The 26,412-nt window shown below is 41.8% G+C and carries 22 protein-coding genes; 13 read left to right on the forward strand and 9 right to left on the reverse strand.

Annotated features, from left to right (window positions below; all coding sequences use genetic code 11):
- The first annotated feature begins 12 nt into the window (after window positions 1-12).
- Window positions 13-1,323, forward strand: coding sequence for a diguanylate cyclase (locus tag ACFSJY_RS09575; RefSeq protein WP_386033649.1), 1,311 nt, complete (start codon window positions 13-15; stop codon window positions 1,321-1,323).
- Between the two features lie 36 nt (window positions 1,324-1,359).
- Here the strand turns inward: ACFSJY_RS09575 and yfaE are convergent, their stop codons facing one another.
- The 5 genes from yfaE to ubiG all read right to left on the reverse strand — a co-directional run bounded on the left by yfaE (window position 1,360) and on the right by ubiG (window position 7,034).
- Window positions 1,360-1,632: a class I ribonucleotide reductase maintenance protein YfaE gene (yfaE, locus tag ACFSJY_RS09580; protein WP_386033651.1), complete on the reverse strand. Its 273-nt coding sequence runs from the start codon at window positions 1,630-1,632 to the stop codon at window positions 1,360-1,362.
- A 49-nt stretch (window positions 1,633-1,681) separates the two neighbouring features.
- The gene (gene nrdB / locus ACFSJY_RS09585; protein ID WP_386033653.1) at window positions 1,682-2,812 is read right to left on the reverse strand and encodes a class Ia ribonucleoside-diphosphate reductase subunit beta; all 1,131 of its coding nucleotides are present in this window, start codon (window positions 2,810-2,812) and stop codon (window positions 1,682-1,684) included.
- A 155-nt stretch (window positions 2,813-2,967) separates the two neighbouring features.
- A complete protein-coding gene (nrdA, locus tag ACFSJY_RS09590; protein ID WP_386033655.1) occupies window positions 2,968-5,238 on the reverse strand; it encodes a class 1a ribonucleoside-diphosphate reductase subunit alpha in 2,271 nt (756 codons plus the stop codon).
- Between the two features lie 412 nt (window positions 5,239-5,650).
- Window positions 5,651-6,322 (reverse strand): HAD family hydrolase, encoded by a 672-nt coding sequence (locus tag ACFSJY_RS09595; RefSeq protein WP_386033657.1) that lies wholly within the window; start codon window positions 6,320-6,322, stop codon window positions 5,651-5,653.
- A 1-nt stretch (window position 6,323) separates the two neighbouring features.
- Window positions 6,324-7,034 carry a bifunctional 2-polyprenyl-6-hydroxyphenol methylase/3-demethylubiquinol 3-O-methyltransferase UbiG gene (gene ubiG / locus ACFSJY_RS09600; RefSeq protein WP_386033659.1) on the reverse strand — a complete coding sequence of 237 codons (711 nt, stop codon included), beginning with the start codon at window positions 7,032-7,034 and terminating at the stop codon, window positions 6,324-6,326.
- Window positions 7,035-7,128: 94 nt separating this feature from the next.
- On the opposite strand from ubiG, the gene ACFSJY_RS09605 reads away from it, so the two are divergent.
- Window positions 7,129-8,403 carry an APC family permease gene (locus ACFSJY_RS09605; RefSeq protein WP_386033661.1) on the forward strand — a complete coding sequence of 425 codons (1,275 nt, stop codon included), beginning with the start codon at window positions 7,129-7,131 and terminating at the stop codon, window positions 8,401-8,403.
- Window positions 8,404-8,461: 58 nt separating this feature from the next.
- The gene (locus ACFSJY_RS09610; protein ID WP_386033663.1) at window positions 8,462-8,995 is read left to right on the forward strand and encodes an Mpo1 family 2-hydroxy fatty acid dioxygenase; all 534 of its coding nucleotides are present in this window, start codon (window positions 8,462-8,464) and stop codon (window positions 8,993-8,995) included.
- Window positions 8,996-9,035: 40 nt separating this feature from the next.
- On the opposite strand, the gene ACFSJY_RS09615 is transcribed toward ACFSJY_RS09610, so the two are convergent.
- The gene (locus ACFSJY_RS09615) at window positions 9,036-9,281 is read right to left on the reverse strand and encodes a TIGR02922 family protein (RefSeq protein ID WP_386033665.1); all 246 of its coding nucleotides are present in this window, start codon (window positions 9,279-9,281) and stop codon (window positions 9,036-9,038) included.
- Window positions 9,282-9,674: 393 nt separating this feature from the next.
- On the opposite strand from ACFSJY_RS09615, the gene gyrA reads away from it, so the two are divergent.
- The 8 genes from gyrA (at window position 9,675) to lapB (ending at window position 19,448) form a co-directional block, all read left to right on the forward strand.
- Window positions 9,675-12,383, forward strand: coding sequence for a DNA topoisomerase (ATP-hydrolyzing) subunit A (gene gyrA, locus ACFSJY_RS09620; protein ID WP_386033667.1), 2,709 nt, complete (start codon window positions 9,675-9,677; stop codon window positions 12,381-12,383).
- A gap of 102 nt (window positions 12,384-12,485) precedes the next feature.
- Window positions 12,486-13,574 (forward strand): 3-phosphoserine/phosphohydroxythreonine transaminase, encoded by a 1,089-nt coding sequence (serC, locus tag ACFSJY_RS09625; RefSeq protein ID WP_386033669.1) that lies wholly within the window; start codon window positions 12,486-12,488, stop codon window positions 13,572-13,574.
- Window positions 13,575-13,635: 61 nt separating this feature from the next.
- Entirely contained in the window at window positions 13,636-14,916 is a 1,281-nt protein-coding gene (aroA, locus tag ACFSJY_RS09630; RefSeq protein WP_386033671.1) for a 3-phosphoshikimate 1-carboxyvinyltransferase, read from the forward strand.
- A 230-nt stretch (window positions 14,917-15,146) separates the two neighbouring features.
- Window positions 15,147-15,842: a (d)CMP kinase gene (gene cmk / locus ACFSJY_RS09635; RefSeq protein ID WP_386033673.1), complete on the forward strand. Its 696-nt coding sequence runs from the start codon at window positions 15,147-15,149 to the stop codon at window positions 15,840-15,842.
- An 87-nt stretch (window positions 15,843-15,929) separates the two neighbouring features.
- Window positions 15,930-17,594, forward strand: coding sequence for a 30S ribosomal protein S1 (gene rpsA, locus ACFSJY_RS09640; RefSeq protein ID WP_386033675.1), 1,665 nt, complete (start codon window positions 15,930-15,932; stop codon window positions 17,592-17,594).
- Window positions 17,595-17,679: 85 nt separating this feature from the next.
- Window positions 17,680-17,967: an integration host factor subunit beta gene (gene ihfB, locus ACFSJY_RS09645; protein ID WP_386033677.1), complete on the forward strand. Its 288-nt coding sequence runs from the start codon at window positions 17,680-17,682 to the stop codon at window positions 17,965-17,967.
- 72 nt (window positions 17,968-18,039) lie between these two features.
- A complete protein-coding gene (locus ACFSJY_RS09650) occupies window positions 18,040-18,270 on the forward strand; it encodes a lipopolysaccharide assembly protein LapA domain-containing protein (RefSeq protein WP_386033679.1) in 231 nt (76 codons plus the stop codon).
- A gap of 8 nt (window positions 18,271-18,278) precedes the next feature.
- Window positions 18,279-19,448: a lipopolysaccharide assembly protein LapB gene (gene lapB, locus ACFSJY_RS09655; RefSeq protein WP_386033681.1), complete on the forward strand. Its 1,170-nt coding sequence runs from the start codon at window positions 18,279-18,281 to the stop codon at window positions 19,446-19,448.
- Between the two features lie 22 nt (window positions 19,449-19,470).
- Here the strand turns inward: lapB and ACFSJY_RS09660 are convergent, their stop codons facing one another.
- Complete coding sequence (locus ACFSJY_RS09660; protein ID WP_386033683.1) at window positions 19,471-20,574, reverse strand: serine hydrolase domain-containing protein; 1,104 nt, start codon at window positions 20,572-20,574, stop codon at window positions 19,471-19,473.
- 271 nt (window positions 20,575-20,845) lie between these two features.
- Complete coding sequence (locus tag ACFSJY_RS09665) at window positions 20,846-21,892, reverse strand: AraC family transcriptional regulator (protein WP_386033685.1); 1,047 nt, start codon at window positions 21,890-21,892, stop codon at window positions 20,846-20,848.
- Between the two features lie 162 nt (window positions 21,893-22,054).
- Between ACFSJY_RS09665 and pyrF the strand changes: the two genes are divergently transcribed.
- Both pyrF and ACFSJY_RS09675 read left to right on the forward strand, forming a co-directional pair.
- Entirely contained in the window at window positions 22,055-22,750 is a 696-nt protein-coding gene (pyrF, locus tag ACFSJY_RS09670) for an orotidine-5'-phosphate decarboxylase (protein WP_386033687.1), read from the forward strand.
- An 89-nt stretch (window positions 22,751-22,839) separates the two neighbouring features.
- Window positions 22,840-23,139 carry a ComEA family DNA-binding protein gene (locus ACFSJY_RS09675; RefSeq protein WP_386033689.1) on the forward strand — a complete coding sequence of 100 codons (300 nt, stop codon included), beginning with the start codon at window positions 22,840-22,842 and terminating at the stop codon, window positions 23,137-23,139.
- 101 nt (window positions 23,140-23,240) lie between these two features.
- Here ACFSJY_RS09675 and rne read toward each other — a convergent pair whose 3' ends face one another.
- Window positions 23,241-26,204 (reverse strand): ribonuclease E, encoded by a 2,964-nt coding sequence (rne, locus tag ACFSJY_RS09680; RefSeq protein ID WP_386033691.1) that lies wholly within the window; start codon window positions 26,202-26,204, stop codon window positions 23,241-23,243.
- Window positions 26,205-26,412: the final 208 nt, after the last annotated feature.

A 26,412-nucleotide genomic window follows, 5' to 3' on the forward strand; every position in this document is an offset into this window, starting at 1 on the left:
TTAGGAAAGTGTATGCAAACAATATTGGCGGTAGATGACGCCCAAGACACATTATTACTACTTGAATTTGATTTACAGGCGGAAGGCTATGAAGTCATCAAGGCGTCTGATGGTCAAGATGCGTTAGCAATATTAGAAGAAAAAGACATTGATTTGGTGTTACTCGATCTTTATATGCCAGGTCTGAGCGGTTTGGACACTTTACGTAAACTACGAGCAAACAGTGAACATATAAACGTCCCTGTCATCATGTTATCTGCATCTGACGATGAAGATGAAATAGTGGAAGCGTTGGAATTAGGTGCACATGACTATGTGACCAAACCTTACATCGCTAAAGTATTGTTAGCGCGTATCCGCAACGCTTTGCGCTTGAGAGAAAAAACGTTAAAGCTAGAAAATGTTGCAAAAACAGATTTTCTTACGGGGTTGATAAACCGTGGTGAATTTGAACATCTATCTCAAAAAGCAATCAGCCAAATGTCTCGCAACAACGAAAATATTGTTATTGCTATGTTAGATATTGATCACTTTAAAAAGGTGAATGACACATACGGACATGAAGCTGGTGATCAGGTACTGAAGGCGTTTGCACGCATCTTGGAGCAGTGTTTTAGAGATTATGATGTTGTTGGTCGAGTTGGTGGTGAAGAGTTTGCCGTATGTATGCCAAATATAGGTCAGCATGATGCAATTTCAGCATGTGAACGCTTAAGACGACTGGTTGAAAGAGAGACGATAACAACTGCTGATGGGCAAAACATCTCTATTACAACAAGTGTTGGTGTTGCATCAGCGCAACACGTTGATGGCAAGCATGATTTTACTTATTTAATGAGCTTAGCGGATCAGTTTTTATACCAAGCGAAAGAGCAATCTCGTAACAGAGTTGTCAGTCACCGTTTTGTTGATACTCATGACGCTGACATTGATGTGACACCAATAGTGACTGAGGATTTGGCTGAACAGGGTAGTTTAGTAGGTATTGATTATCAGGTAGGCGTCAATAACGTGCTAGGTGATGACAATTTGTTCATGGAAATCTTAAAGATGTTTTATGATGATCATCATCAAGACAGCGATAACATTCAACAAGCAATTAACGGACAGGACCAAGCGCGTATTAAACATCTTGTGCATACCCTCAAGGGCGTGGCTTGTTCTATCGGTGCGATGCAGTTGTTTGAAAAGTGTAAGGCACTAGATACAGCGGTTAATGAGGTGAATACTGGCACTTATCAAAGCTTATTCGATAATGTGTCGTTTGAATTAAACCGGGTAGTAGAAGGGATTCGAAAAGAGCTTGATATAGGCGAAAGGTAGTTCCTTTCGCTTTATTCTGCGGCTATTTAGTTAAGGTTATTCGACACTGATATCTATATCTGTTGTTGGTATACAACAACAAGATAGCACTTCACCATCACCCACAAATGCCAGCGGTTCGCCTTGAGGGTAGTTCACTTGGCCTTTATTTAATTTGACACGACATGCGCCACAAAACCCGTCGCGACAGTGGAAATGAACTTCTATGTTTTGTGACTCGAGGCACTCAAGTAACGAACTATGTTTGTCGGTAAAGATAACGTGTTGGCCATTTGCCAACACGTTTTTGCAGAGCTGATTGTCACTCACTTAACTAAACCTGTCCATAAATAGCGATAGACAACCAGTTAATTGCAGCTTATAAATCGAAATCGTCAAAGTCGTCAGCAGATACAGCGGAATCAACTTGACCGACTAGGTAGCTAGAAATCTCAGTTTCTTGAGGCGCTACTTGCACGTTATCACTGACAAGATATGCGTTCATCCAAGGCAGAGGGTTGCTCTTAATATTGAACGGTGCTTCATAGCCGATAGCGGCCATGCGCTGATTGGAAATGTACTCAATGTACTGATTCAATATTTCAGCATTTAGTCCAATCATAGAGCCATCTTTGAATAGGTATTGCGCCCATTCTTTTTCTTGTTCAACAACGTCTAAGAAAATTTGGCGACCTTCTTCGTGAAGTTGCTCAGCTATTTCTTTCATCTCCGGGTCGTCATTTCCTGACTGCCAATTGTTAAGAATGTGCTGTGTACCGGTTAAGTGAAGTGCTTCGTCGCGCGCAATCAATTTAATAATCTTTGCGTTACCTTCAAGCAGCTCACGCTCTGCAAAAGCAAAAGAGCAAGCGAAACTAACGTAGAAGCGAATGGCTTCAAGTGCGTTTACCGAGCAGATAGCTAAGAACAAGCGTTCTTTCAACTTACGCTTGCTTACTTCTATTGTTTTACCTTCAACGTCGTACTCACCTTCACCTTGAGCTTGTAAAAGCTGTGTCGTGATAATAACGTCGTCAAAGTACTTAGCAATGCTCGATGCACGCTTAAGAATCGCTGGGTTTACCACGATATCGTCAAATACTTCACCAGGCTCAGTGAAGAGGTTACGCAGAATATGCGTATATGAGCGAGAGTGAATAGTTTCGCTAAATGCCCATGTTTCTATCCAAGTCTCAAGTTCTGGAAGTGACACGAGTGGTAATAGAACAGCATTAACCGAACGTGCTGCCATACTATCAAGCAAGGTTTGGTATTTCAGGTTAGAAATAAAGATGTGCTTTTCTGAGCTTGTTAAGCCTTGCCAGTCGGCACGGTCTTTTGACACGTCTACTTCTTCAGGTCGCCAGAAAAAGCTTAGCTGTTTTTCGATAAGCTTTTCAAACGCAACGTAACGTTGTTGGTCGTAACGGGCAACGTTTACGCTATTCCCTAAAAACATTGGCTCTAATAGCGCATTAGTAGGGTTTTGATTAAAAGTAGTGTAAGTCATTCAATTGCTCCCAAACGCACTGGCCCAATGCCAGCGCAGTGCTTTGTATTGCCTATCGTTGACGTTCTTATTTGGCAATTTCAAAACGGTTTATACGTCAGAGCCGCAATATTTCGTAGAAATATGCGGCTCAATAAATCAACTTGTAAGTACGGTTAAATCTTACAAGCGCCGCCTTCACAACCCTCATCAACTGGTTCTTGAGAGTCGTCAGCGCCATCACGTGTGTTGTGGTAGTACAAGGTTTTTACGCCTAGCTTATAGGCAGCCAGCAAGTCTTTGATAATTTGCTTCACTGGTACCTTGCCACCTTCGTAACGTGAAGGGTCGTAATTGGTATTCGCAGAAATCGTTTGGTCGATAAATTTCTGCATGATACCTACTAGTTCAAGGTATCCGTCGTTACTTGGAATATTCCATAGCAATTCATAGTTATCTTTCAAGCGTTTGTATTCTGGTACAACCTGCTTTAAAACACCGTCTTTACTAGCTTTAATACTGATTAAACCACGAGGTGGTTCAATACCATTTGTTGCATTTGAAATCTGTGATGATGTCTCTGAAGGCATTAATGCCGACAGGGTAGAGTTACGAACACCATACTCTTTAATGCTTTCACGCAAAGCTTCCCAGTCAAGGTGTAATTTCTCACCAGTAACTTGGTCAACCTCTTTCTTGTATGTATCAATTGGTAAGATACCTTTGCTTAACTTAGTTTCGTTAAACAATGGGCATGCGCCTTGCTCTTTCGCTAACTGATTAGACGCCTTCAATAGGTAGTATTGAATCGCTTCAAATGTGCGGTGTGTTAGGTTGTTCGCACTACCATTTGAATAGTAAACACCATTTTTCGCTAGGTAGTATGCATAGTTAATCACACCTATACCTAATGTACGACGTCCCATTGTTGCTGTGTGAGCCGCAGGTACAGGGTAGTCTTGGTAATCTAGTAGATTATCTAGCGCACGAACGGCTAAGTCTGCTAAGCCTTCAAGCTCGTCTAGATTGTCGATCGCCCCTAAGTTGAATGCTGACAATGTGCACAGTGCAATTTCACCATTCGGATCGTTTACGTCTTCAAATGGTTTAGTCGGCAATGCAATTTCTAAACATAAGTTAGATTGACGAATAGGAGCAACTGACGGGTCAAATGGACTGTGTGTGTTACAGTGGTCAACATTTTGCAGGTAAATACGACCAGTGCTTGCGCGCTCTTGCGCAAACAGACTGAACAATTCAATAGCTTTTATACGCTTTTTGCGGATTGATTCGTCTTGTTCGTATTTTACATACAGCTCTTCAAATTTATCTTGGTCTTCAAAGAACGCATCATATAAACCAGGTACATCGCTTGGGCTGAACAAGGTAATAAAATCACCTTTAATTAAGCGTTGGTACATAAGCTTGTTAAACTGGACGCCATAATCCAAGTGACGTACACGGTTTTCTTCAACGCCTCGGTTGTTCTTAAGAACGAGCAAGCTTTCTACCTCTAAATGCCACAGCGGGTAGAATAGTGTAGCCGCGCCGCCACGAACACCACCTTGTGAACAGCTTTTTACGGCCGTTTGGAAATGTTTGTAGAAAGGGATACAACCCGTATGGAAGGCTTCACCATCTCGAATCGCGCTACCCAAAGCGCGAATGCGACCCGCGTTAATACCAATACCAGCACGTTGCGATACATATTTTACAATAGCAGATGACGTTGCATTGATAGAGTCTAAACTGTCATCACACTCGATTAATACACAAGAAGAGAATTGACGCGTAGGCGTGCGAACACCCGCCATAATTGGCGTAGGTAATGAAATCTTGAAGGTTGAAATCGCGTTGTAAAAACCTTCTACATATTCTAAGCGATTCTCTTTCGGGTATTTCGCGAATAAACATGCTGCGACAAGGATGTATAGAAATTGCGCGCTCTCGTAAATTTCGCCAGTAACGCGGTTTTGAACGAGGTATTTACCTTCAAGTTGTTTTACGGCAGCGTAGCTGAAGTTCAAGTCACGGCTGTGGTCAAGAAATGACTCCATGTGTTCAAGCTCTTCTTTGGTGTAGTCAGCTAGGATATGCTGATCGTACTTGCCCATTTCCACCATTTTCACAACATGGTCGTAAAGCTTAGGCGGCTCAAATTGACCGTATGCTTTTTTACGCAAATGGAATATAGCCAAGTGCGCAGCTAAGTATTGGTAATCAGGAGATTCTTCAGAAATTAAGTCAGCTGCCGCTTTAATAATCGTCTCATGAATGTCTTCGGTTTTAATACCGTCATAAAATTGGATGTGAGACTTTAGTTCAACTTGTGAGACTGATACGTCATCAAGGCCTTCCGCGGCCCAGGCAATCACTTTATGAATTTTTTCTAAGTCGATTGCTTCTTTTTCACCATTCCGTTTAGTTACAAAAAGTTTGCTATTCATGAAAGACCTTGAGTTTTCTTTATTGTTCTAATTATTTCGGGAGTAGATATTGCGGCTGTGTTGCAGTTCACAGGTGAGGAGATATTTTCCTGTAGTGTGTGATTGAACATTCGATGCACAATATATTGGGTTTTGAAAATTTATAATCACAAGATAATGAGGTTGAGGGGGTATTGCAAGTGCTAAAATTTGGGATGATTATTTAATAATCTGCACCAAAATTGACCAGTTAGTAGTGACTAACGTAGTAATGCTTTTTTCGTTTGAATTTATAAAAGATCAACGCTTTTTTTCAAACAAATTACATCCATAGAATTATTTTTTACTATAAATAATGATTGATATTCATAAAAAGAATATGAGGTCCGATCTCTAAATAATTCAACCAGTTAGCTTTGTGTTTATAAAGTAATCAATTGCTTAGGTAACGCAAAACGTCCATTGGATGCGCGATGATCTCATCGGCGAGCCATGTGCTTAACTCTTCACTTTCAGGGATATAACCCCAAGCTGCTACTAAAGATAACATGTTCGCTGCATTTCCAGCTTGAATATCTCGGGGAGCATCGCCTACGTAGACACATTGTTCAGCAATGATATCTGCGTTGTTAGCGGCAACAATCAAGGGCTCTGGATGAGGTTTGCGTGTGTTAAGTGAGTCGCCGCCCAAGACAGCTTTGGCTGAATCAAAACATGTGTAGTTTGGCAGTAGCTTTTCCGTTAACCCAATAGGCTTGTTTGTGACTATACCCCAATTAATGTTTTTATCGTCGAGTGTTTTAAGCAGTTCAATAACGCCATCATATGGACGGGTGTGTGTGGCAATATTGTCCTCGTAAAAGCACAAAAACTCTTTTCTTAGTGCCTCGTAGTCATATTGCGCGAGCTGCTCTGAAAACCCTAACTCTAGTAGGCCTTTCGCGCCGTCAGATGCAACAGGGAGGTAGCGTTCCCGTTCTACCGCTGCTAAACCGTGTTTTTCTAATACGTAATTCAGTGCATGACCCAAGTCGTCAGCGGTATCTAGCAGTGTGCCGTCTAAATCAAACAACACACCTTTGTATGTATGAGACGAGCGTGTCATCTTAGGCAACCTTTTTGCAGCATAATATGTAATTCACATCCAAACCGGGGGCTAGTTTATGGTTTTCCGTGATCGGATTGTAATGAATGCCCGTAGCATCGACACATTTTAACCCTGTAGATTCAGCCCAGGAAATAAGTTGAGAGGGTCTTATAAACTTGTCGTGATCATGAGTGCCGTCAGGAACAAGCTTAAATACTTTCTCCGCAGCTAAAATGGCGAGTAAATAAGACTTCATCGTTTTGTTAAGTGTGGAAAAAAACACATAACCACCAGGCTTTACCATATCACTACACGCTTGAACTATTGAGCTTGGATCCGGCACGTGTTCCAACATTTCCATGCAAGTAACAATATCAAACGTCGCGTTATTTTCTGCCGCTTTCTGCTCTACTGGTATACGTTGGTATTCAACCTCAACGCCAGACTCTAGAGCATGAAGTTTAGCCACATTTAAAGGTTCTTCACCCATATCAATACCGGTAACTTTAGCCCCAAGTTTGGCAAGGCTCTCTGCTAAAATACCGCCTCCACAGCCAACATCGATAATGCTCTTGCCAAACAGCTCTTCACAATGTTGTAAGATAAATTGCTGTCGTAGCGGGTTAATCTGATGGAGAGGCTTAAAATCGCCGGTTAAATCCCACCATTGGTGGGCCACTTTTTCAAATTTGGCGATTTCATCAGGGTTAACATTCAGAGAATTAGACATTGTATTACGGTGTCAGAAATGATTAAGTGGCGACGATTCTAAACCAATAATAAATGCTCGCCTAGTAGCAAAGAACAAGAACAAGAGTAAATTCATGTCTGAAAACAACCTGTCTAGAGCTATTGGCAAGCTCGGTATCGCGGCATTAGCCATCAACGGTCTTATTGGTGCGGGTATTTTTGCTTTGCCAGCGTCGGCTGCTGCATTAAGCGGCTCATGGAGCCCTTGGGCATTTATCGTCTGTGCCTTGTTGATGTCACTCGTTATTTTGAGTTTTGCTCAACTTTCGCGTGGGTTTGATGAAACCGGCGGGCCAGTCGCATATACGCAGAAAGCCTTTGGCAATCATGTTGCATTCCAAACCACTTGGTTGCTATACGTGGGCAGGCTTACAGCACTCGCTGCCAATACAAATGCTTTGCTACTTTATATCTCTTTTTTCTTGCCAGAGATTAAAGAAGGTCTTTGGCATGCCATTTCATCACTCTTTGTTTTGACGTTGCTACTGTTGATTAACCTAAGAAATGTCGGACAAGCCATGTCGGTGATTCAAGGCATCACTATACTTAAACTCCTGCCATTGATTGCGTTCATCCTCGTTGGCATGAGCTTTTGGGATAACGATATAGTGTTTGCCTTTAATAGCGAAGATCTTGGTCAATTTGACGTGAGTTTATTGCTTATCGTGTATGCCTTTATAGGTTTCGAAGGGGCGCTTGTGCCAGCAGGGGAAAGTGAAAACCCTAAGAAAAATATTGGCTATGCCTTAATAACAACATTAGTTGTTACTGCTGTGATGTACTTTTTAATTCAAAGTATTTCGTTGTCGGTTTTACCAGACTTGTCTGATTCAACAACACCGCTGGCAGACGCAGCAACTGTCATGGTGGGCAGTGTTGGAGCAGTAATCATCACAATAGCAGCGATAGTGTCGATATGGGGAAATTTAACAACCGTCGTGTTTACGGCACCACGTATGACTTATGCGCTGGCAAAAGAGCAAAACTTACCGAAGTGGTTTGGTGAGCTATCAGAAACGCATCATGTTCCCCAAAATGCTATTTCTTTCTTGGTTATTGTTGCTGCAGTGCTGGCTGTCACTGGAAGCTTTGTTTGGTTGGCCATTATTAGTTCATTGGCGCGCTTGATTGGTTATTTTATCTCGATAGCGGCACTGATTAAATTGCGACCAGAATATGTGCAGCAGAATGTGTGGTTTTTACCATTCGGGATTTTGGTGCCATGCTCAGCACTTGCTGTGTGTTTATGGTTAGCTTTCCAGGCAAGCGCAAGTGTATGGATGTTCACGTTACTATTTGCTGGGGTTGGCAGTGCTATGTTTATAGTGACTAAACGCAAGCTAGATTGATTTTCTCCCACTCTTCGTTAAGATGAGAGTGGGTTAACTGACAAGATGTAAGATAACAATGAAAAATATCATCGAACAATTATCAAATTACAAAAGCGTGCATTTGAATCACAGTAATATCAAAACACACTTTGTTGGCATTCCTCTTATTATCTGGTCAGTAGCGTTATTATTGAATTTAATTCAATTTGAATTCGTGCTTGATGATGGCGCTATTCATATTGGATTAGCATCGATAATTGGTGTGGCTATACTCGGTTATTATGTTGCGCTCCATAGACCGCTTGCTCTGATGATTGCTTTGTTATTTGGTCCGCTCATATACAGCACAACGTTTTTTGTCGATATGCAATATGCATGGGCACTAGCGGTAGGGGCTTTTGTAGTAGGCTGGGTTTTTCAATTCATTGGCCATGCGTACGAGAAAGCAAAGCCGGCATTTGTCGATGATTTGAATCAATTGTTAATAGGGCCACTGTTTTTAATTGCCGAGATATACTTCTCTCTTGGCTTTGATAAAAAAATGGAAAAAACCGTTTTTGAAAAAGCGGTAGAAAAACGAAAACTATTTGAACAAGCAAAGCGTGCCTAAGCACGCTTTTTCCTGCTTAACTCAAATCGCTAGGTGTATACTAATAGCTCAATGCCTGAATAGAGTCACTTGGGAAGAAGTGAGCTGACGTTAGCCTGTCACCAATTTTATTTAGAATATCAACTTTACCCTCACAAACGGCAATGACCTGCTTGTCTTCTTTAAACGCATTGGGAAGAACAACGCGACCACTGTCGCTACAACGATAATTTCCTATATGATGCTTAAGTTGTAGATCATTATCGTCAAAATAAAACACGGTTACTTGTTGGTGTTTCGATGGCATCGGAATATTCCTTCTTCTACACAACTAGCGCTAAGTGTAGACGTTTTTTTGAACAGCGTCTGTAGAAGTTTGTTTTCAATTGTAACTGCACTTGTTACAAAAAATGACCGGCTGAGAAAAATATCTGATTAATCCGTGAGCAGTTTTGTTGGTGGATATTTGACCAGAAATTAAGCGCGGTAAATTTGGCGAAATGACTCACATTTAACTGTATGAAAAATAAAGGATTAAATAAGGTTTCTTGGAAGTGTAATAATCCCTTGAAAAACGAGGGGTATCCATGCAAAATGAACCGCTATATAGCGATTCTGCGCCCCTTGCTTTCAAGGTCAAAAGCAGCGCTTTATTAAAATAATAACGTCGAATTTCTAATTACAGGGATACCATCGATTTATGTCCGATCTGGCAAAAGAAATCGTTCCTATTAATATCGAGGACGAGCTAAAAGCTTCGTACCTAGATTACGCTATGAGCGTAATTGTTGGCCGCGCACTTCCTGATGTGCGTGATGGCCTTAAGCCTGTGCATAGACGTGTGCTATTTGCACAAAATGTATTAGGCAATGATTGGAACAAACCTTACAAAAAATCAGCACGTGTTGTTGGTGACGTAATCGGTAAATATCACCCGCACGGTGATACAGCAGTATACGATACCATCGTTCGATTAGCCCAAGATTTCTCTATGCGCTACATGCTTGTAGACGGCCAGGGTAACTTTGGTTCAGTAGATGGTGATTCTGCGGCAGCAATGCGTTACACCGAAATTCGCATGAATAAGATCTCGCATTCTATTCTTGCTGATTTGGACAAAGAAACTGTCGATTTCGTACCTAACTACGACGGTACAGAGCAAATTCCAGCAGTAATGCCAACACGTATTCCTAACTTGTTAGTGAACGGTGCATCAGGTATTGCTGTGGGTATGGCGACTAACATCCCGCCACACAATTTAACTGAAGTCATCAATGGCTGTTTAGCACTGATTGATAACGGCGAGCTCACAATTGACGAGCTGCTTGAGTACATTCCAGGCCCGGATTTCCCAACAGCGGGTATTATCAGTGGTAAGTCAGGTATCATCGAAGCATACAAAACAGGTCGCGGTAAAATCAAAATCCGTGCGCGTGCTGAGATTGAGGTAGACGACAAGACGGGTAAAGAAACCATCGTCGTTAATGAATTGCCTTACCAAGTTAACAAAGCCCGCCTTATAGAAAAAATGGCTGAGCTGGTTAAAGAAAAGCGCTTAGAGGGTATTTCTGCACTTCGTGATGAGTCTGATAAAGACGGTATGCGCATGGTCATCGAGGTTAAACGTGGTGACGTGGGTGAAGTTGTTCTAAATAACTTATACAAACTAACTCAAATGCAAGTGTCTTTCGGTTTGAATATGGTTGCCTTGACTGAAGGTCAGCCTAAGTTATTCAACTTGAAAGAAATGCTTGAAGCATTCCTACTTCACCGTCGTGAAGTTGTAACACGCCGTACAATTTACGAACTGCGTAAAGCGCGAGACAGAGCTCATATCCTAGAGGGCTTATCGATTGCCTTAGCCAATATTGACCCTGTGATTGAGCTCGTAAAAAGCTCAAGCAACCGTCGAGAAGCTGAAGAAAAGCTTGTAGCGCAAGGTTGGGAGTTAGGCAATGTTAGTGGCATGCTAGAAACAGCTGGCACTGACGCTGCACGACCTGAATGGTTAGAGCCAGAATATGGTATTCGTGACGGGTTATACTACCTAACTCCTGAGCAAGCGAAAGCGATTGTAGATCTACAGTTGTACAAGCTATCAGGTATGGAACACGAAAAGATTCTAAACGAGTACAAAGAGTTATTAGACTTGATTGCGGAATTACTGCACATTCTTAGCTCACCAGCGCGTTTGATGGAAGTCATAAAAGAAGAGCTTGAAGCGATTCGTGATGAGTTTGGAGACGAGCGTCGTACTGAAATTACCAATGCGTCTCATGATATCTCACTTGAAGACCTTATTAATGAAGAAGACGTAGTAGTAACGCTCTCTCATGAAGGCTATGTCAAGTATCAAGCGTTAACTGACTATGAAGCACAACGTCGCGGCGGTAAAGGTAAAGCGGCAACTAAGATGAAAGAAGAAGACTTCATCGAGCGCTTATTGGTTGCTAATACTCACGACACCATTTTGTGTTTCTCAAACCGCGGTAAGTTGTACTGGTTGAAGGTATACCAATTACCGTTGGCAAGTCGTACTGCGCGTGGTCGCCCAATTGTAAACTTATTACCACTTGAGGCAGATGAACGCATTACAGCTATTTTACCTGTGCGTGAGTACGAAGATGACAAATACATCATCATGGCAACCGCATCAGGTACGGTGAAGAAAACGGCATTAAAAGCATACTCTAATCAGCGTGCCAACGGTATTATCGCGCTTAACTTACGTGACGATGATACGTTAATTGGTGTTGATATTACTAACGGTGATAACGACATCATGTTGTTCTCAGATGAAGGTAAAGTGGTTCGCTTTAACGAGAAAAAACGTGATAGCGAAACTGGTGAAATAAAAATTGATCCAGAAACCGGCGAGCAGCAATGGGCGTTAAAACCAATTGGTCGTACTGCTACTGGTGTTCGTGGTATGAAGTTAGAAGGGGAGCAACGAGTTGTTTCTCTGATCGTGCCGAAGAACGACGGTCCAATTTTAACGGTTACTGAAAATGGTTACGGTAAGCGCACTGCGCTAGAAGAGTACCCAGCGAAGAGCCGTGCAACCAAAGGTGTTGTTTCAATCAAAGTGAGCGAGCGCAACGGTAAAGTTGTTGGTGCCGTTCAAGTTGAAGAGAACGACGAGATCATGATGATCACTGACAACGGTACACTAGTGCGTACTCGTGTTAACGAGGTAAGCGTTATTGGACGTAATACCCAAGGTGTTCGCTTGATTCGTACTGTCGAAGATGAGCATGTAGTAGCTTTACAACGCATTGATGAAATCGAAGAAGATGAGTCATTTGTTGAAGGTGAAGTCGTTGAAGGTGCTGTAGGCGAAGCAAACGCTGAAACGTCTGAAAATGCGGAAGCTCCATCTTCAGAAGAGTCGCTCGGTGATGACGAATAAGTAGATCCGCAGGCGATTGAAATGGGCGGGTTATCCGCCCATTTTTGTTTGCACGATTTAATTTTTTTAGAATATTTTTCTCTGCTCGTAGGAAATAGATAGATGTCAGGAATATTTAACTTTTGTGCGGGCCCGGCTATGTTACCGGCCCCTGTTATGCAAAAAGCGCAAGCTGAACTGGTCAATTGGCAAGCTCATGGTTGCTCGGTGATGGAGTTGAGTCATCGCAGCAAGTCGTTTATGGCGGTTGCTGAGCATGCAGAAGCATCATTGCGTTCTTTAATGAATATTCCTGACAACTATAAAGTGCTTTTTATGCATGGAGGCGGACGCGGTCAGTTTTCTGCAGTGCCATTTAATCTGTTACCTGTTGGTGGTAAAGCTGATTATGTTGTTACGGGGTCTTGGTCAAAAGCTGCTGCCAAAGAAGCAAATAATTTCGGTGAAATCAATGTGATTGAACCGGTCAGTGACGTTGATGGCAAGAAGACAGTTACTGACTCTTCAAAGTGGCCACTCTCAAGTGACAGTGCTTATGTGCATTATTGTCCAAACGAAACAGTTGACGGTATCGAAATTTTTGATGTTCCAGAAACACACGGAGTGCCAATAGTCGCTGATATGTCATCAACGATTTTATCTCGTCATATTGACGTCAGTAAGTTTGGCCTAATTTACGCGGGTGCACAAAAAAATATCGGGCCATCGGGCCTTACCATTGTTATTGTCCGTGAAGACTTGTTAGGCAACGCAAGAAAAGAGACACCTTCTGTCTTTAACTATGAATATGCTGCCGTTAATGGCTCAATGTATAATACGCCTCCTACATTTGCTTGGTATTTAGCGGGCCTAGTTTTTGATTGGTTAAGCGAATTGGGTGGGGTCGCTACTATTAGTGAAATTAATCAAACTAAGGCGCAACTGCTCTATAACTGTATCGATAATAACAGTTTTTATAAGAATAATATTTCGTCAGCAAATCGCTCATTGATGAATGTACCCTTTTGGTTAGCTGACGAATCACTCAATGATGCCTTTTTAACAGAGGCCGAAAACGCTGGTCTTGTCGCATTGAAAGGTCACCGCAGTGTCGGTGGCATGCGAGCTAGCATATACAACGCAATGCCATTAGCTGGTGTTCAAGCGTTGGTTAACTTTATGAACGCGTTCGCTGAGCGTCATAAAGGATAGAAGTAGAAAAAGAAGGAAGAGTTTATGTCAATCAAAAAGCAAGTAGAAGAGGTTGGTTAAAGTGGAACAGTTAACTTTACAACCGATCAATAGAATTAATGGTGAGGTTTTTTTACCTGGCTCGAAAAGTTTATCGAATCGCGCGTTACTCATAGCAGCGCTAGCGAATGGTACGACAAAAATTACCAACTTATTAGTGAGTGACGATATCAAGCACATGCTAAATGCGTTGACTAGCCTTGGTATTCAATACCAATTAAGTGATTGTGGTACTGAATGTGTGGTCACAGGTAATAATGGTTTTTTCACCACAACAGAACCATTAGAGCTTTATCTTGGTAATGCAGGTACTGCAATGCGTCCTCTTTGTGCAGCGCTTGCTGCCAGTGAAGGTGAGTTTGTGTTAACTGGCGAGCCAAGAATGAAAGAGCGTCCAATAGGACACCTAGTTGATGCGCTCAATCAATTGAATGCCAATATTGAGTACCTTGAAAATACTGATTACCCACCAGTGAAAATCATCGGTAGCCCTCTTAGTGGAGACAAGGTGTCAATAGACGGTTCTATCTCTAGTCAGTTCTTAACGGCTATTTTGATGGTTGCACCTTTGCTAAGGTCAGATACTGAAATAGTGATTGAAGGTGAATTAGTTTCTAAACCTTATATCGATATTACCTTGGATATTATGGCCCGATTTGGCGTAAATGTTGAAAACAATAACTATCAATCTTTTTACGTAAAAGCTAATCAGTCTTACATGGCTGTTGAACGTTACATGGTAGAAGGTGACGCGTCATCAGCATCTTATTTTCTAGCGGCAGGCGCGATAAAAGGCGGCGATATTACCGTACATGGTGTTGGTAAACTTAGTGTTCAAGGTGATAAACACTTCGCTGATGTACTCGAAAAAATGGGGGCTGAAGTGATATGGCATGATGAGTCTATTACCGTTAAGGGCAAGCCTTTAACTGCGGTTGATATGGATATGAATCATATTCCTGATGCCGCAATGACTATTGCGACCACGGCTCTTTTTGCGAAAGGCACAACCAGTATTAGGAATATATATAATTGGCGTGTAAAAGAAACTGATCGCTTAGCGGCGATGGCAACAGAACTCCGCAAAGTTGGGGCAGAAGTTGAAGAGGGCGAAGATTACATTTCTGTCACGCCTCCGGACACATTAATGCATGCTGAAATTGATACATACAATGATCACCGAGTTGCGATGTGCTTTTCTTTGGTTGCGTTAAGCGATACGCCTGTGACAATTAATGACCCGAAATGCACGGCAAAAACATTCCCAGACTATTTCGATAAACTAAAACAAGTCTCGAGCTAAGTAACAAGAAGAAAATCATTTTTACTTCTATAGTGTAATAGTTAATAGGCAAGCGCCCCTGGTAAACAAAGAAAATACCAGAGTCGCTTGCCTTTTCTATTGCAAAATAAACTTTGTTGAGCGGCAACAAACTTTGTGTTTAAAAATTGTTAAAAAATAATTTTTTAAACGATTTTAAAGATCTTTTCCCGTATAATGCCGCCGATTTGCGACATTAGGAGAATAAATGTATGCAAGAAAGCATTCCAGTAATCACCATTGATGGCCCTAGTGGGGCGGGTAAAGGAACAGTTTCGCGCCTTGTTGCAGACCAACTAGGTTGGCAACTTCTTGATAGCGGCGCAATTTATCGTGTACTGGCAGTTGCTCTTATTCACCACAATATTGAAGTTGAAGAGGAAGAGCCACTCATACCAATTGCAGCACACTTGGATGTGCAATTTGAGATTACTGATGACGGCAACAGCAAAGTCATCCTTGAAGGTGAAGATGTATCTGACAGTATTCGTACCGAAGAAGTTGGTGCATTAGCGTCAAAAGTTGCAGCTTTCCCTAGAATTCGTGAAGCCCTGCTTAGGCGTCAACGAGCGTTTAGAGTTTCACCAGGCTTAGTCGCCGATGGTCGTGATATGGGGACAGTCGTGTTTACCGACGCCCCGGTAAAAGTTTTTCTAACAGCAAGTGCTGAAGAACGTGCCGAACGCAGATATAAACAGTTGAAAGAAAAAGGCTTCGATGTTAAAATCGGGCGCCTTTTGGAAGACATACGTCTACGTGATGAGCGTGATCAAAACCGTAAGGTTGCTCCGCTTGTACCGGCAGAAGGAGCGTTAAGTATTGATTCTACTGATCTTTCTATACAAGAAGTGGTCAATAAAATCCTATCGTTCACGAACGAAAAGCTTACGCAAACTGAAAATATTTAACCTGAAGTAAGGATACAACAGGTCGTTTTAACAACCCCATGACACATTGACGTTGATTGGATTATTTAAAAGAGTTTATACACAGGTATGACTGAAAATTTTGCACAACTTTTTGAAGAAAGTTTAAAAGAGATCGAAACGCGCCCTGGTTCAATTATCAAGGGTACTGTTGTAAAAATTGAAAAAGACAACGTAATCGTTGATGCAGGCCTAAAATCAGAGTCTGTAATTTCAATTGACCAATTCAAGAACTCTGCTGGTGAAGTAGAAATCGAAGTTGGTTCAGAAGTAGATGTAGCATTAGACGCAACAGATGACGGTTTCGGTGAAACTGTACTTTCTCGCGAAAAAGCAAAACGCCACGAAGCATGGCAAGTGCTTGAAAAAGCTTACGAAGAAAAAGAAACTGTTATCGGTGTTATCAACGGTAAAGTTAAAGGTGGTTTCACTGTTGAAGTAAGCAACATTCGTGCATTCTTACCAGGTTCTCTAGTTGACGTTCGTCCAGTACGTGACACTGCTCACCTAGAAGGCAAAGATTTAGAATTCAAAGTTATTAAGCTTGACCAGAAGCGTAATAACGTTGTTGTTTCTCGCCGTGCTGTTATCGAATCAGAAAGCAGCGTAGAACGTGACGAGTTACTTGAGTCTCTACAAGAAGGTCAAGAAGTTAAAGGTATCGTTAAGAACCTTACTGACTACGGTGCATTCGTAGACCTTGGCGGTATTGACGGCCTATTACACATCACTGATATGGCTTGGAAGCGTGTTAAGCACCCAAGTGAAATCGTTAACGTTGGTGATGAAATCCAAGTTAAAGTTCTTAAGTTCGACCGTGAGCGTACACGTGTATCTCTAGGTATGAAGCAGTTAGGCGAAGATCCATGGGTAGCAATTGCTAACCGTTACCCAGAAGGTTCTAAGCTTTCTGGCCGCGTAACAAACTTAACTGACTACGGTTGTTTCGTTGAAATCCAAGAAGGCGTTGAAGGTCTAGTTCACGTTTCTGAAATGGATTGGACTAACAAGAACATCCACCCATCTAAAGTTGTTAACTTAGGTGACACAGTTGAAGTACTTGTATTAGAAATTGACGAAGAACGTCGTCGTATTTCTCTAGGTCTTAAGCAGTGTGTTCCTAATCCTTGGGAAGAGTTCGCTAAGAACTTCAACAAAGGTGACAAAGTATCAGGTAAGATCAAGTCAATTACTGACTTCGGTATCTTCATTGGTCTTGACGGTGGCATCGATGGTCTTGTTCACTTATCTGACATTTCTTGGAACGGCGGTGAAGAAGCTGTTCGTGAATACAAGAAAGGTGATGAGATTTCAGCTGTTGTTCTTCAAGTTGACCCAGAGCGTGAGCGTATCTCTCTAGGCGTTAAGCAAGCAGAAGACGATCCGTTCAATATGTATCTGACAGATAACAAAAAAGGTGCTATTGTTACTGGTAAAGTAGTTGAAGTAGACGCTAAAGGTGCTAAAGTTGAATTAGCAGAAGGTGTTGAAGGCTACTTACGTGCTTCTGATATCTCTCGTGAGCGTATCGAAGATGCGACTACTGAACTATCTGTAGGCGACGAAGTTGAAACTAAGTTCATGGGTGTTGATCGTAAGAACCGCACTATCAGCTTATCTATTAAAGCGAAAGATCAAGCAGAAGAGCGTCAAGCGATGGACAACTTGAACCAGCAAGAAGATGCAGGTTTCACTAACGCAATGGCAGAAGCGTTCAAGAACGCTAAAGGTTAATTTCCTTTAGGGCTTAAGGAGAGGAGGCTATGAGCCTCCTCATAATACTCAACAGCGTGATGCTGAATGAACACTGGGAGGTCTAATGACCAAGTCAGAACTCATTGAAAAGTTAGCAGAGAAACTAACACATATCCCTGCTAAAGATGTTGAGACTGCAATTAAAGAAATTCTCGAAATGATGGCTCAATCTCTCTCAAGAGGAGAGCGCATTGAAATTAGAGGTTTTGGTAGCTTCTCGCTTCATTATCGTGCGCCTCGTACGGGTCGTAACCCAAAAACGGGTGAAGCGGTTGAGTTAACCGGTAAATATGTACCGCACTTTAAGCCTGGTAAAGAGTTAAGAGAACGCGTAAACGCGTCCTTAGCTTAAGTTGCGAAATTAAATCAAAAACGGCATGCTTTGGCATGCCGTTTTTTTTCATCACAATATTTTGGATTTAGTTTGAAACTTTACCTCACAATTATTGCTATGTTCTTCTTGCTGATTCTCGCTTTTGTATTTGGTAGTCAGAATGAGCAAGTTATTACGTTGAACTATTTAATTGCAAAAACCTCTATGCCTATTGCAATGGCTGTAAGCCTATTCATGACTTTAGGTTTCTTCTTGGGTTTACTATTCGTGTTGATGTTGAAGCTGTTGAAGCCATTTAAACGTCAATCGAATAAGAGTTAATTTCTTTTATGTTAGAGCTGTTATTTTTGTTATTGCCGGTTGCCATGGGTTATGGCTGGTTTATGGGCCGTAATAGCATTAAGCAAAAGGATCAAACAGCCAAACAAGACCTTTCAATAAAATACTCTACGGGTTTAAATTACTTGCTGTCTAATCAGCAAGATAAGGCTATTGATTACTTAATCGAAGCGTTAAAAGTTGAAGATGATACAGTTGAAGCACATTTCGCGTTAGCAAACTTATTCCGTAAACGTGGCGAACTTGATAGAGCGCTTAAAGTACACGAGCATTTAGTAAGACACGGAAATTTGCCATCAAAACCGCAGCAACAGGCAGTATTTGAATTAGCGAAAGACTTTCTAACAGCTGGCCTTTATGACCGTGCTGAGCATATGTTCCATAAGTTGCTCAAGTCAAAAATATACAAAGAAAAATCCTTGACGTACTTGATGCAAATATACCAATCGACTAAGGATTGGGAGCAAGGGGTTTTACTTCGAAAAGCAATTTTTAAATTAAACAACAAGCAATTGCTTCATAACCTTGGTAACTTTTATTGTGAACTTTCAGTAGAGGCGCAGCAACAAGACAAGTTTATCGATGTAATTGAGCTGCTAGAGCAAGCACTTATTTGTGACCCTAAATCTTGTCGGGCCAACTGGCACCTTGCTGGTGTGTATGAAGAGCATGAGCAATATGAGCAAGCTGCAAAGTGTTATGAAGCGATATATAGACAAGATAAAGACTTTTTCCCGGAAGTCATAGAAAAGATGCACGCCTGTTATAAACACTTAGGGAGAGAAGACGAGTTTTTCTCATTTATCCGACAGGTGTATGACGAAACTGGCGGCACGAGCGCTCTTATAAAATATCTTGAGCACTTAACAGAAAAGCACAATATTGATAAAGCGGTTGAGTTCCTGTTAACTGCACTGAAAAGAAGGCCGACAATTCGCGGGTTCAAGCACTTCGTCAAAATCCAATTGGGCCGTAAAGCGAGTGATGCAGAAAAAGAGAGTCTGACAGTTATTAGAGAGATGATTACGGAATATATTAATATGCGCCCTCGTTACAGTTGTAGGTCATGCGGATTCAATAGCAGCACACACTATTGGTCATGTCCGTCGTGCCATGACTGGGAAACATTAAAACCTGTAAGAGGGCTCGAGGGGGAGTAAAGCTGTACTCCCTTCCAACATTCTATTTCAACGTATTAGCCAGTGAAGCTTCAATAAATAGCTTTGTGAGTGGCTTCACAATTGCGCTGAATTCGCTAAAAGTTTTTGTTTTAGTATTAATGTTCACAGCTAATGAGAAGCCATATTCAGGAATGATCATCAAAAAGCTTTGGGCGCCTCTAGAAACACCACCGTGATGTGCATACTTCACTTGCCCAATCTTTTCACCTAAATCAACATCGTGTACACGCCAACCTATCGCATACTGTTGATGGTTTATTTCTCCGTTGTTTAAGGCTTGTGGTGTCCAAAAATCGGATCTTGTTGACTCACTAATAAAGTCATAGGAAAGAAAACCTTGGCCAAACATTGCCAAGTCAGCAGAAGTCGAAAGCCAACCGCCTCCTGCAAGTCTATGACTCAAATTAACCGGACGCCATGGTTTTACTCTAAGAGTATCTGATTCTTGAATGTAAAATGTTGCTTGTTTAGGGTTTGGTGCCTTGACGTTTTCTTCTATGGTATTAATTAAACCTAGTGGCTTGAATACTTGGTCTTTCATCCATTGCTGATAGGGCATGTCAGCACGTTTTTGAAGCGCTAAACTCAGTAAAACAGTTCCTAGACTCGAGTATTCAAACTTATCGCCCGCCTCAAATAAAAGGTCACTTTTATCAAATAGTTTTACAGCATCCGTAACGTTATTGTATTGCGTATTTAAACTCACTGTTTTAACAAGGCCCATCAACTCTGTATTGTCACCATAGTGCGGAATACCCGCCGTATGGGAAGCAAGGTTACGTATTTTAATGGAAGACCAATTGGGGTTGGGTAAGGGGGTTAATATTTCTCCAAGCGTGTCGTCTAGCGAGATAGTGCCCTGGTCTACGAGTCTCGCTAAACCTGCTGAGGTAAGTGCTTTTGACGTGCTCCCTATCCGCAGTATGGTATCGACGCTCATTGGTTCTCTTTGTTCTATATTTCGCCACCCTGAAGCCGCTTGCCAAATGATTTTATCCTGTATAGCGACAGCGACTGAAATGCCGGGGCTATTTATTTTCTCTCGGTGTGCTTCAAGCATACTAATAGCTTTTGCTTCAATATTTGAATACTTCGAAGATTTCACTACCGAATGACTTGGTGGGTTCTTTGGTATATCAGTAAAACCCCATGGAAAAAGTGGGGCCTGATAACGGTGCGCGTAAAATTGATAAATAGGGAGCAGTGAGTAACTAACAAAAGTTAACAAGGCAAGTATGACAAAAACGTATATGTTTTTTTTTCTAATTGTTTTCATGAAAGTAATGTTCACGTAAAAGTAGTTGACTAAACGAGAACATAATTTCATCGAAAGCGTTTAATAAAGTCTTATCAAAACTAAAAAAAGCTGCGCAATTTTAAAATTGCGCACGAAATTCTGTAGGTGTCACACCTATTTGCTGTTTAAAAGCGCGATTAAATGAGGCTATTGAGCCGAAACCTGCATCCAATGCTAACGTGAGGATAGGTATGTGTTCCTTTGACTTATCTTTTAGTTGTTCACATACATCGGGAATTCTGTAACTGTTTAGGTAATGTGAGAAATTACTAAAACCTAGTTCTTTATTTATTAATTGGCGAAGCTGATGCTCGGGAACGTTCATATGTTTCGCTAATGCGGATATTGTCAATCCTGGCTGCTTATACGCACCATCATTCATTTTTTGTATTAGCGCATCTTTATGACGGCTATAAACCTCCTGCTTGATGGTGTCGGTTTTCTTCCTTGAAGAGAGGGGGGGAATATTCAAGTCGCTATTGATAGGGAGTTTAGTCGCCTTTAGCGCAATAATGAAGCATGACAGAAATATAGTCATTGCATTAATAACACTAAAAATTGGTGTATCCTTCACATCAACAAAAACGAGTTCAAAGAGCGTCAACAACGCCATGTAAATGCCACATACAGCAACGATAATTAGCCTCATGTTTCGGCGTTTATCGACTAAGTCATCGAAATAGCCCTCGGCTGCTTTGTAAACAACAATAATGAGCACTGTAAATCCGACGAGATGGCTCAAATCGTGAAGAGGGCCTTTGCCGTCGGTGAACAAAAAGAAATAACTTAGCCAAGTACACCAGAGACCTATGGGATAAAGTGTCCATTTGGAAACTCGTCTGATGTCAGTCTCGGGCTGAAGTACAGTGTGTGAAAACCATAGAATCGCGAAAGCCGTAAGGTCGGTAAATAAAAGCAAAGGCTGTCTTAAATAACCGTAGTCATCATTTGGTACCGGTGTTGTTAAAAGAATATAAGAGATGACGCAAACGATAAGTGCTACTGCTGAATGTCGATGATTTTGATGACTGAAAGCGATAAACCAACCTATTAACAGAAACAAAATACCTGTCGCAGAAAAACGCAAAAATAAGTCAAAAACATCGAGAGGCGATAGCGCGATCATGGAAAACCTTAGGTCTTATTAATTGTCGCCCATCCTACTAAAAAGTAACTACAAAATATCTGTTTTTTTCGAATCACTCTGATCATGTCGTTCATATTTGTACTTCGATATTTAGCGCTAGTCAGTTAAAATAAGGGAAATATATTTTAATAGGAAGCGTTCATGAGCGATGCGAAAGTAGTCGTTGCATTAGACTTTGATAATCAAGCTGATGCACTGGCATTTGTAGATAAAGTAAACCCACAAGATTGCCGCTTAAAAGTAGGTAAAGAGATGTTTACTTATTTTGGTCCAGATTTCGTTAAAGCGCTTGTTGAGCGTGGCTTTGATGTTTTCCTTGACCTCAAGTTTCATGACATTCCAAACACAGTGGCTAAAGCCGTTACTGCAGCCGCAGAGTTAGGCGTATGGATGGTAAATGTTCATGCTACAGGTGGCTTTAAAATGATGGAAAAGGCTAAAGAAGCACTCGCTCCTTATGGTGATAAAGCGCCATTGTTAATTGCCGTCACAGTTTTAACCAGTATGGGTGAAGAAGACCTAGAAGGCATCGGTATTGAAAAATCTCCGGCTGAACATGTTGCTAGCTTGGCGACTCTTGCACAAAATGCTGGGTTGGACGGTGTAGTATGCTCTGCTTGGGAAGCTGAAGCACTTAAAGACGCATTTGGTGAAACGTTTAAGTTGGTAACGCCGGGTATAAGGCCGTCAGGTGCAAGCACAGATGATCAAAAACGAATTATGACGCCAGAGCAAGCAATTGGCGTTGGTGTTGATTACTTGGTTATCGGCCGCCCAATAACTAAAGCAGATAACCCACAGCAAGTTCTAGAAGCTATCAATAAATCAATTACTTAGTTTTTGACAAATCTTTGATTGTGAACTAAATATTAAAACAGTCATATTTATATGACTGTTTTAATATGGACTTACATACAAGGATTTTTATGAATATTCTAAAAATAGCCGTTTTAGCGGCAACCACTTTATTACCTCTTTCTTTAGTACATGCAAACGACATTCAGGAAGAAAGTCGAATCCAATCTGTGATAACAACACCCATAAGTATCAATAAAGCATCGGTCGAACAGTTGACGATGTTGAAAGGTATTGGCAACAAAAAAGCACAAGCAATTGTTGCTTACCGTGAATCAAATGGTGAGTTCTCTTCGATTGAACAGTTAACCGAAGTAAAAGGTATTGGCGATAAAATTGTTGCCGACAATAGGACGCTTATCAGCTTATAGACGCAACAACGCTAATAAGAGCCTATAAATGAGGTAATAAAAAAGCCAGCAATCTGCTGGCTTTTTTAATTTGACCTTTTCATCTTATTGATGAAAAAAGGTTAGCACTTCACAGGGCCTGAACTACTTGCATCTGAAGCAAAAGACCTTGCTGCTTGTTTAGAAGAACGTGCAGGTGCTGAACGTTCACTTTGCGCCAGAAAATCTCTTGGAATAGCTAAATCAGAGACAATGGTTTCAGGCTTCGCCATTGGTGAGCTCGCTTTACCATTAAGCTTTTTAGCTTTGGCAGTTTTCGTCTGCTCAGCAGGCTGACTTTTTTCTACAGTCACTGTTTCCTTTTGAGGCGCCACTACAGCTGTTTCAGTTGTTTTCACAACAGCCACTTCTGTACTAGCTTGCGCTTCAGTAACATCTGCCTGTGCTTCTTCTTGTGCCACAGTTACTTCAGCTGGCGCAGCATGAGCGTCAGTGACACCTTCGGTTGTTTTCGTCTCTTCAGCCGCTTGTTCAGTTGTATTTTCTTCACCAGAGTTAGAGGTTACTGTGTCGCCTGACTCCTCCGTCGAAGGGGGCGTTTCAACCTGCACGCTGGCTGCTGCAGCATCAGCTTCAAGACCAGGAAGGTCCTGTTGAACTTCCTCACGAGTTGAGCTTTCAGTTGTTACAGAAACTTCAGATTCGGCTGCACTTGGATAACGGGCTTTAACCGGATCTTCTGTGATTTCTGTAGATACCGTAGCTTCGTCTTTATCGCCTTCATGCTCAGCCGAACGACGACGGCGCTGGCCATGCGAACGTAGGTGACGAGGAGAACGTCTGCTACGAGAACGCTCTTGCTTTTTACCATCTGCGTTTTCATCTGTATCAGCAACATCTTGGTTGTCAGTTGGCGTTAATTGAGCGTCGTCTTCTTTTGCCTGCTTACTGGTCGGCTTTGGTGACTTGTCAGCTTTCTCTGAACGTTCAGCTTTTCTGCGCGGCTGTTTAGTTTTTGCTGGTTTCTCTTGCTTCTCAGTAGTTGCAACCGAATCAACAACTGCATCTTCCGCTGCAACCGCTGAGTTCTCTTCATTAATACGCACTTTTTTGCGGTTGTTACGACGTTGTCTGCGCTCTGCTACTTTTTCCTCTCTCGGCTGTTTAGCAACTTTATCTTGCTCTTGTCGGCGAGGTTTTTTCGCTTTGTTTTGTTTTTGCGTATCCTTGTTATCTCTCAACTCATCTTTTTCTTTCGCCGCATTTCTGTTGTTGCGACGTTGATTATTGTTGCGAGGCTTACGGTTACGGTTTTGGTTGTCGCGACGACCACCACGTTGGCGCTGTTTAGGTTTCTCTTCTTGTTTAGGTTCTTCAGAAGAAAATAAACCGCCTAACCAAGAGAAGAATGAAGCTACTATGCCTTTTTCTTCTTTTTGTTTCTCTGGCGTGTTTTTACTTTTCACTGGTTGGCTTGCTGTACGCTTAGGTGCCGTCATACCCTGAATAACAGGTTCATCACGTTTAGCCGCTTCTTTGTTGAACTTAGGCATTACTGCTTCTTCAACTTCAGCTTGCTTCAACTCTGTGTCGTAGCTTGCCTCATCAACCGTTTCGTCTTGACGAACACGCAATACTTCATATTGCGGCGTATGCATATTCGGGTTCGGGATGATAAGCACTTTTACACCATGATGCTTTTCAATATGCATGACAGAACGGCGTTTCTCGTTCAATAAATATGTGGCAACAGGAACAGGAACTTGTGCTTGTACATGCGCCGTATTTTCTTTAATGGCCTCTTCTTCCATTAAACGAAGGATTGATAGTGCTAAAGATTCAATACCTCGAACATGGCCAGTACCATTACAGCGAGGACAAACATTTTGGCTTGTTTCACCAATTGAAGGTCGTAAACGTTGACGAGACATTTCCATCAAGCCGAAACGTGAGATGCGGCCCAACTGGATACGCGCACGGTCTTGCTGAGTTGCTTCTCGCAAACGGTTTTCGACTTCACGTTGGTGACGAACTGGCGTCATATCAATAAAGTCGATAACAACAAGACCACCAGCATCACGTAAGCGAAGCTGACGTGCAATTTCTTCAGCGGCTTCAAGGTTTGTATTGAAGGCCGTTTCTTCGATATCTCCGCCCTTAGTTGCTCGAGCTGAGTTTATATCGATAGAGATCATCGCTTCTGTTGGATCGATAACGATTGAGCCGCCAGACGGAAGTCTTACTTCGCGTTGGAATGCTGACTCAATTTGTGTCTCAATTTGGTAATGCGTGAATAATGGTACATCGTTTGTGTATAACTTCACTTTACTAGCAAAATCAGGACGAACCAGCTCGATATGCTGTTTAACACTCTCAAATACTTTAGGGCGGTCAACAATAACTTCACCGATATCACGACGTAAATAATCGCGAATCGCTCGCAAGATTAAATTACTTTCTTGGTGAATAAGGAATGGAGCTGGGCGGCTCGCTGCTGCGTCTTCAATCGCTTTCCAGTGGTGCAATAAAACGTTTAAGTCCCAGGCTAGCTCTTCGTAATCTTTACCGACACCAGCCGTGCGAACAATTAGCCCCATACCTTTAGGTAAGTCTAATTTGCTTAAAGATGCTTTAAGTTCTGTGCGTTCATCACCTTCGATACGGCGAGAAATACCACCAGCACGTGGGTTATTTGGCATTAATACTAGGTAACTACCTGCTAAGCTGATAAATGTTGTTAGTGCGGCACCTTTCTGACCACGTTCTTCTTTATCAACTTGAACAATTACTTCCTGGCCTTCAGTTAACACATCTTTGATGTTAGGACGGCCTTGGAATTTGTAGCCTTCAGGGAAGTATTCGCGAGCAATCTCTTTCATTGGTAAGAAACCGTGGCGCTCAGCACCATAGTCAACGAAAGCTGCTTCTAAAGAGGGTTCAATGCGAGTGATTTTCGCTTTATAGATATTTGCCTTTTTCTGTTCATGGCCTGGGCTTTCGATATCTAAATCGTAAAGGCGTTGCCCATCGACCAAGGCTACACGTAACTCTTCTGACTGTGTAGCGTTGATTAACATACGTTTCATAGTAACTGTGACTCTATATTTTTGCCACAGCACACCATTTGCTTAGAACACAAAGCAATCTATCGCAATGGTAACAGCAGTTTGTCAGCCTCACGGATGTCATTCTTACTAAGCCAGCAATACTTAGTAAGCTGTTAATTTATTTGATTGTATTTAGACGAGACGTGTCTCGTATTTAAAATTCTTTATGTGCTCAGCGAGTGTGCTG

Source organism: Thalassotalea euphylliae (assembly GCF_042682785.1).
GTDB lineage: Bacteria > Pseudomonadota > Gammaproteobacteria > Enterobacterales > Alteromonadaceae > Thalassotalea_F > Thalassotalea_F euphylliae.

Coding starts and splice junctions, on each gene's coding strand:
- serC (WP_386033669.1), top strand. CDS start 12,486: ATGTCAGGAATATTTAACTTTTGTGCGGGCCCGGCTATGTTACCGGCC.
- ACFSJY_RS09615 (WP_386033665.1), bottom strand. CDS start 9,281: ATGCCATCGAAACACCAACAAGTAACCGTGTTTTATTTTGACGATAAT.
- pyrF (WP_386033687.1), top strand. CDS start 22,055: ATGAGCGATGCGAAAGTAGTCGTTGCATTAGACTTTGATAATCAAGCT.
- rpsA (WP_386033675.1), top strand. CDS start 15,930: ATGACTGAAAATTTTGCACAACTTTTTGAAGAAAGTTTAAAAGAGATC.
- ACFSJY_RS09675 (WP_386033689.1), top strand. CDS start 22,840: ATGAATATTCTAAAAATAGCCGTTTTAGCGGCAACCACTTTATTACCT.
- gyrA (WP_386033667.1), top strand. CDS start 9,675: ATGTCCGATCTGGCAAAAGAAATCGTTCCTATTAATATCGAGGACGAG.
- ACFSJY_RS09610 (WP_386033663.1), top strand. CDS start 8,462: ATGAAAAATATCATCGAACAATTATCAAATTACAAAAGCGTGCATTTG.
- rne (WP_386033691.1), bottom strand. CDS start 26,204: ATGAAACGTATGTTAATCAACGCTACACAGTCAGAAGAGTTACGTGTA.
- ACFSJY_RS09665 (WP_386033685.1), bottom strand. CDS start 21,892: ATGATCGCGCTATCGCCTCTCGATGTTTTTGACTTATTTTTGCGTTTT.
- lapB (WP_386033681.1), top strand. CDS start 18,279: ATGTTAGAGCTGTTATTTTTGTTATTGCCGGTTGCCATGGGTTATGGC.
- cmk (WP_386033673.1), top strand. CDS start 15,147: ATGCAAGAAAGCATTCCAGTAATCACCATTGATGGCCCTAGTGGGGCG.
- ACFSJY_RS09575 (WP_386033649.1), top strand. CDS start 13: ATGCAAACAATATTGGCGGTAGATGACGCCCAAGACACATTATTACTA.
- ACFSJY_RS09595 (WP_386033657.1), bottom strand. CDS start 6,322: ATGACACGCTCGTCTCATACATACAAAGGTGTGTTGTTTGATTTAGAC.
- ihfB (WP_386033677.1), top strand. CDS start 17,680: ATGACCAAGTCAGAACTCATTGAAAAGTTAGCAGAGAAACTAACACAT.
- ubiG (WP_386033659.1), bottom strand. CDS start 7,034: ATGTCTAATTCTCTGAATGTTAACCCTGATGAAATCGCCAAATTTGAA.
- ACFSJY_RS09605 (WP_386033661.1), top strand. CDS start 7,129: ATGTCTGAAAACAACCTGTCTAGAGCTATTGGCAAGCTCGGTATCGCG.
- nrdB (WP_386033653.1), bottom strand. CDS start 2,812: ATGACTTACACTACTTTTAATCAAAACCCTACTAATGCGCTATTAGAG.
- nrdA (WP_386033655.1), bottom strand. CDS start 5,238: ATGAATAGCAAACTTTTTGTAACTAAACGGAATGGTGAAAAAGAAGCA.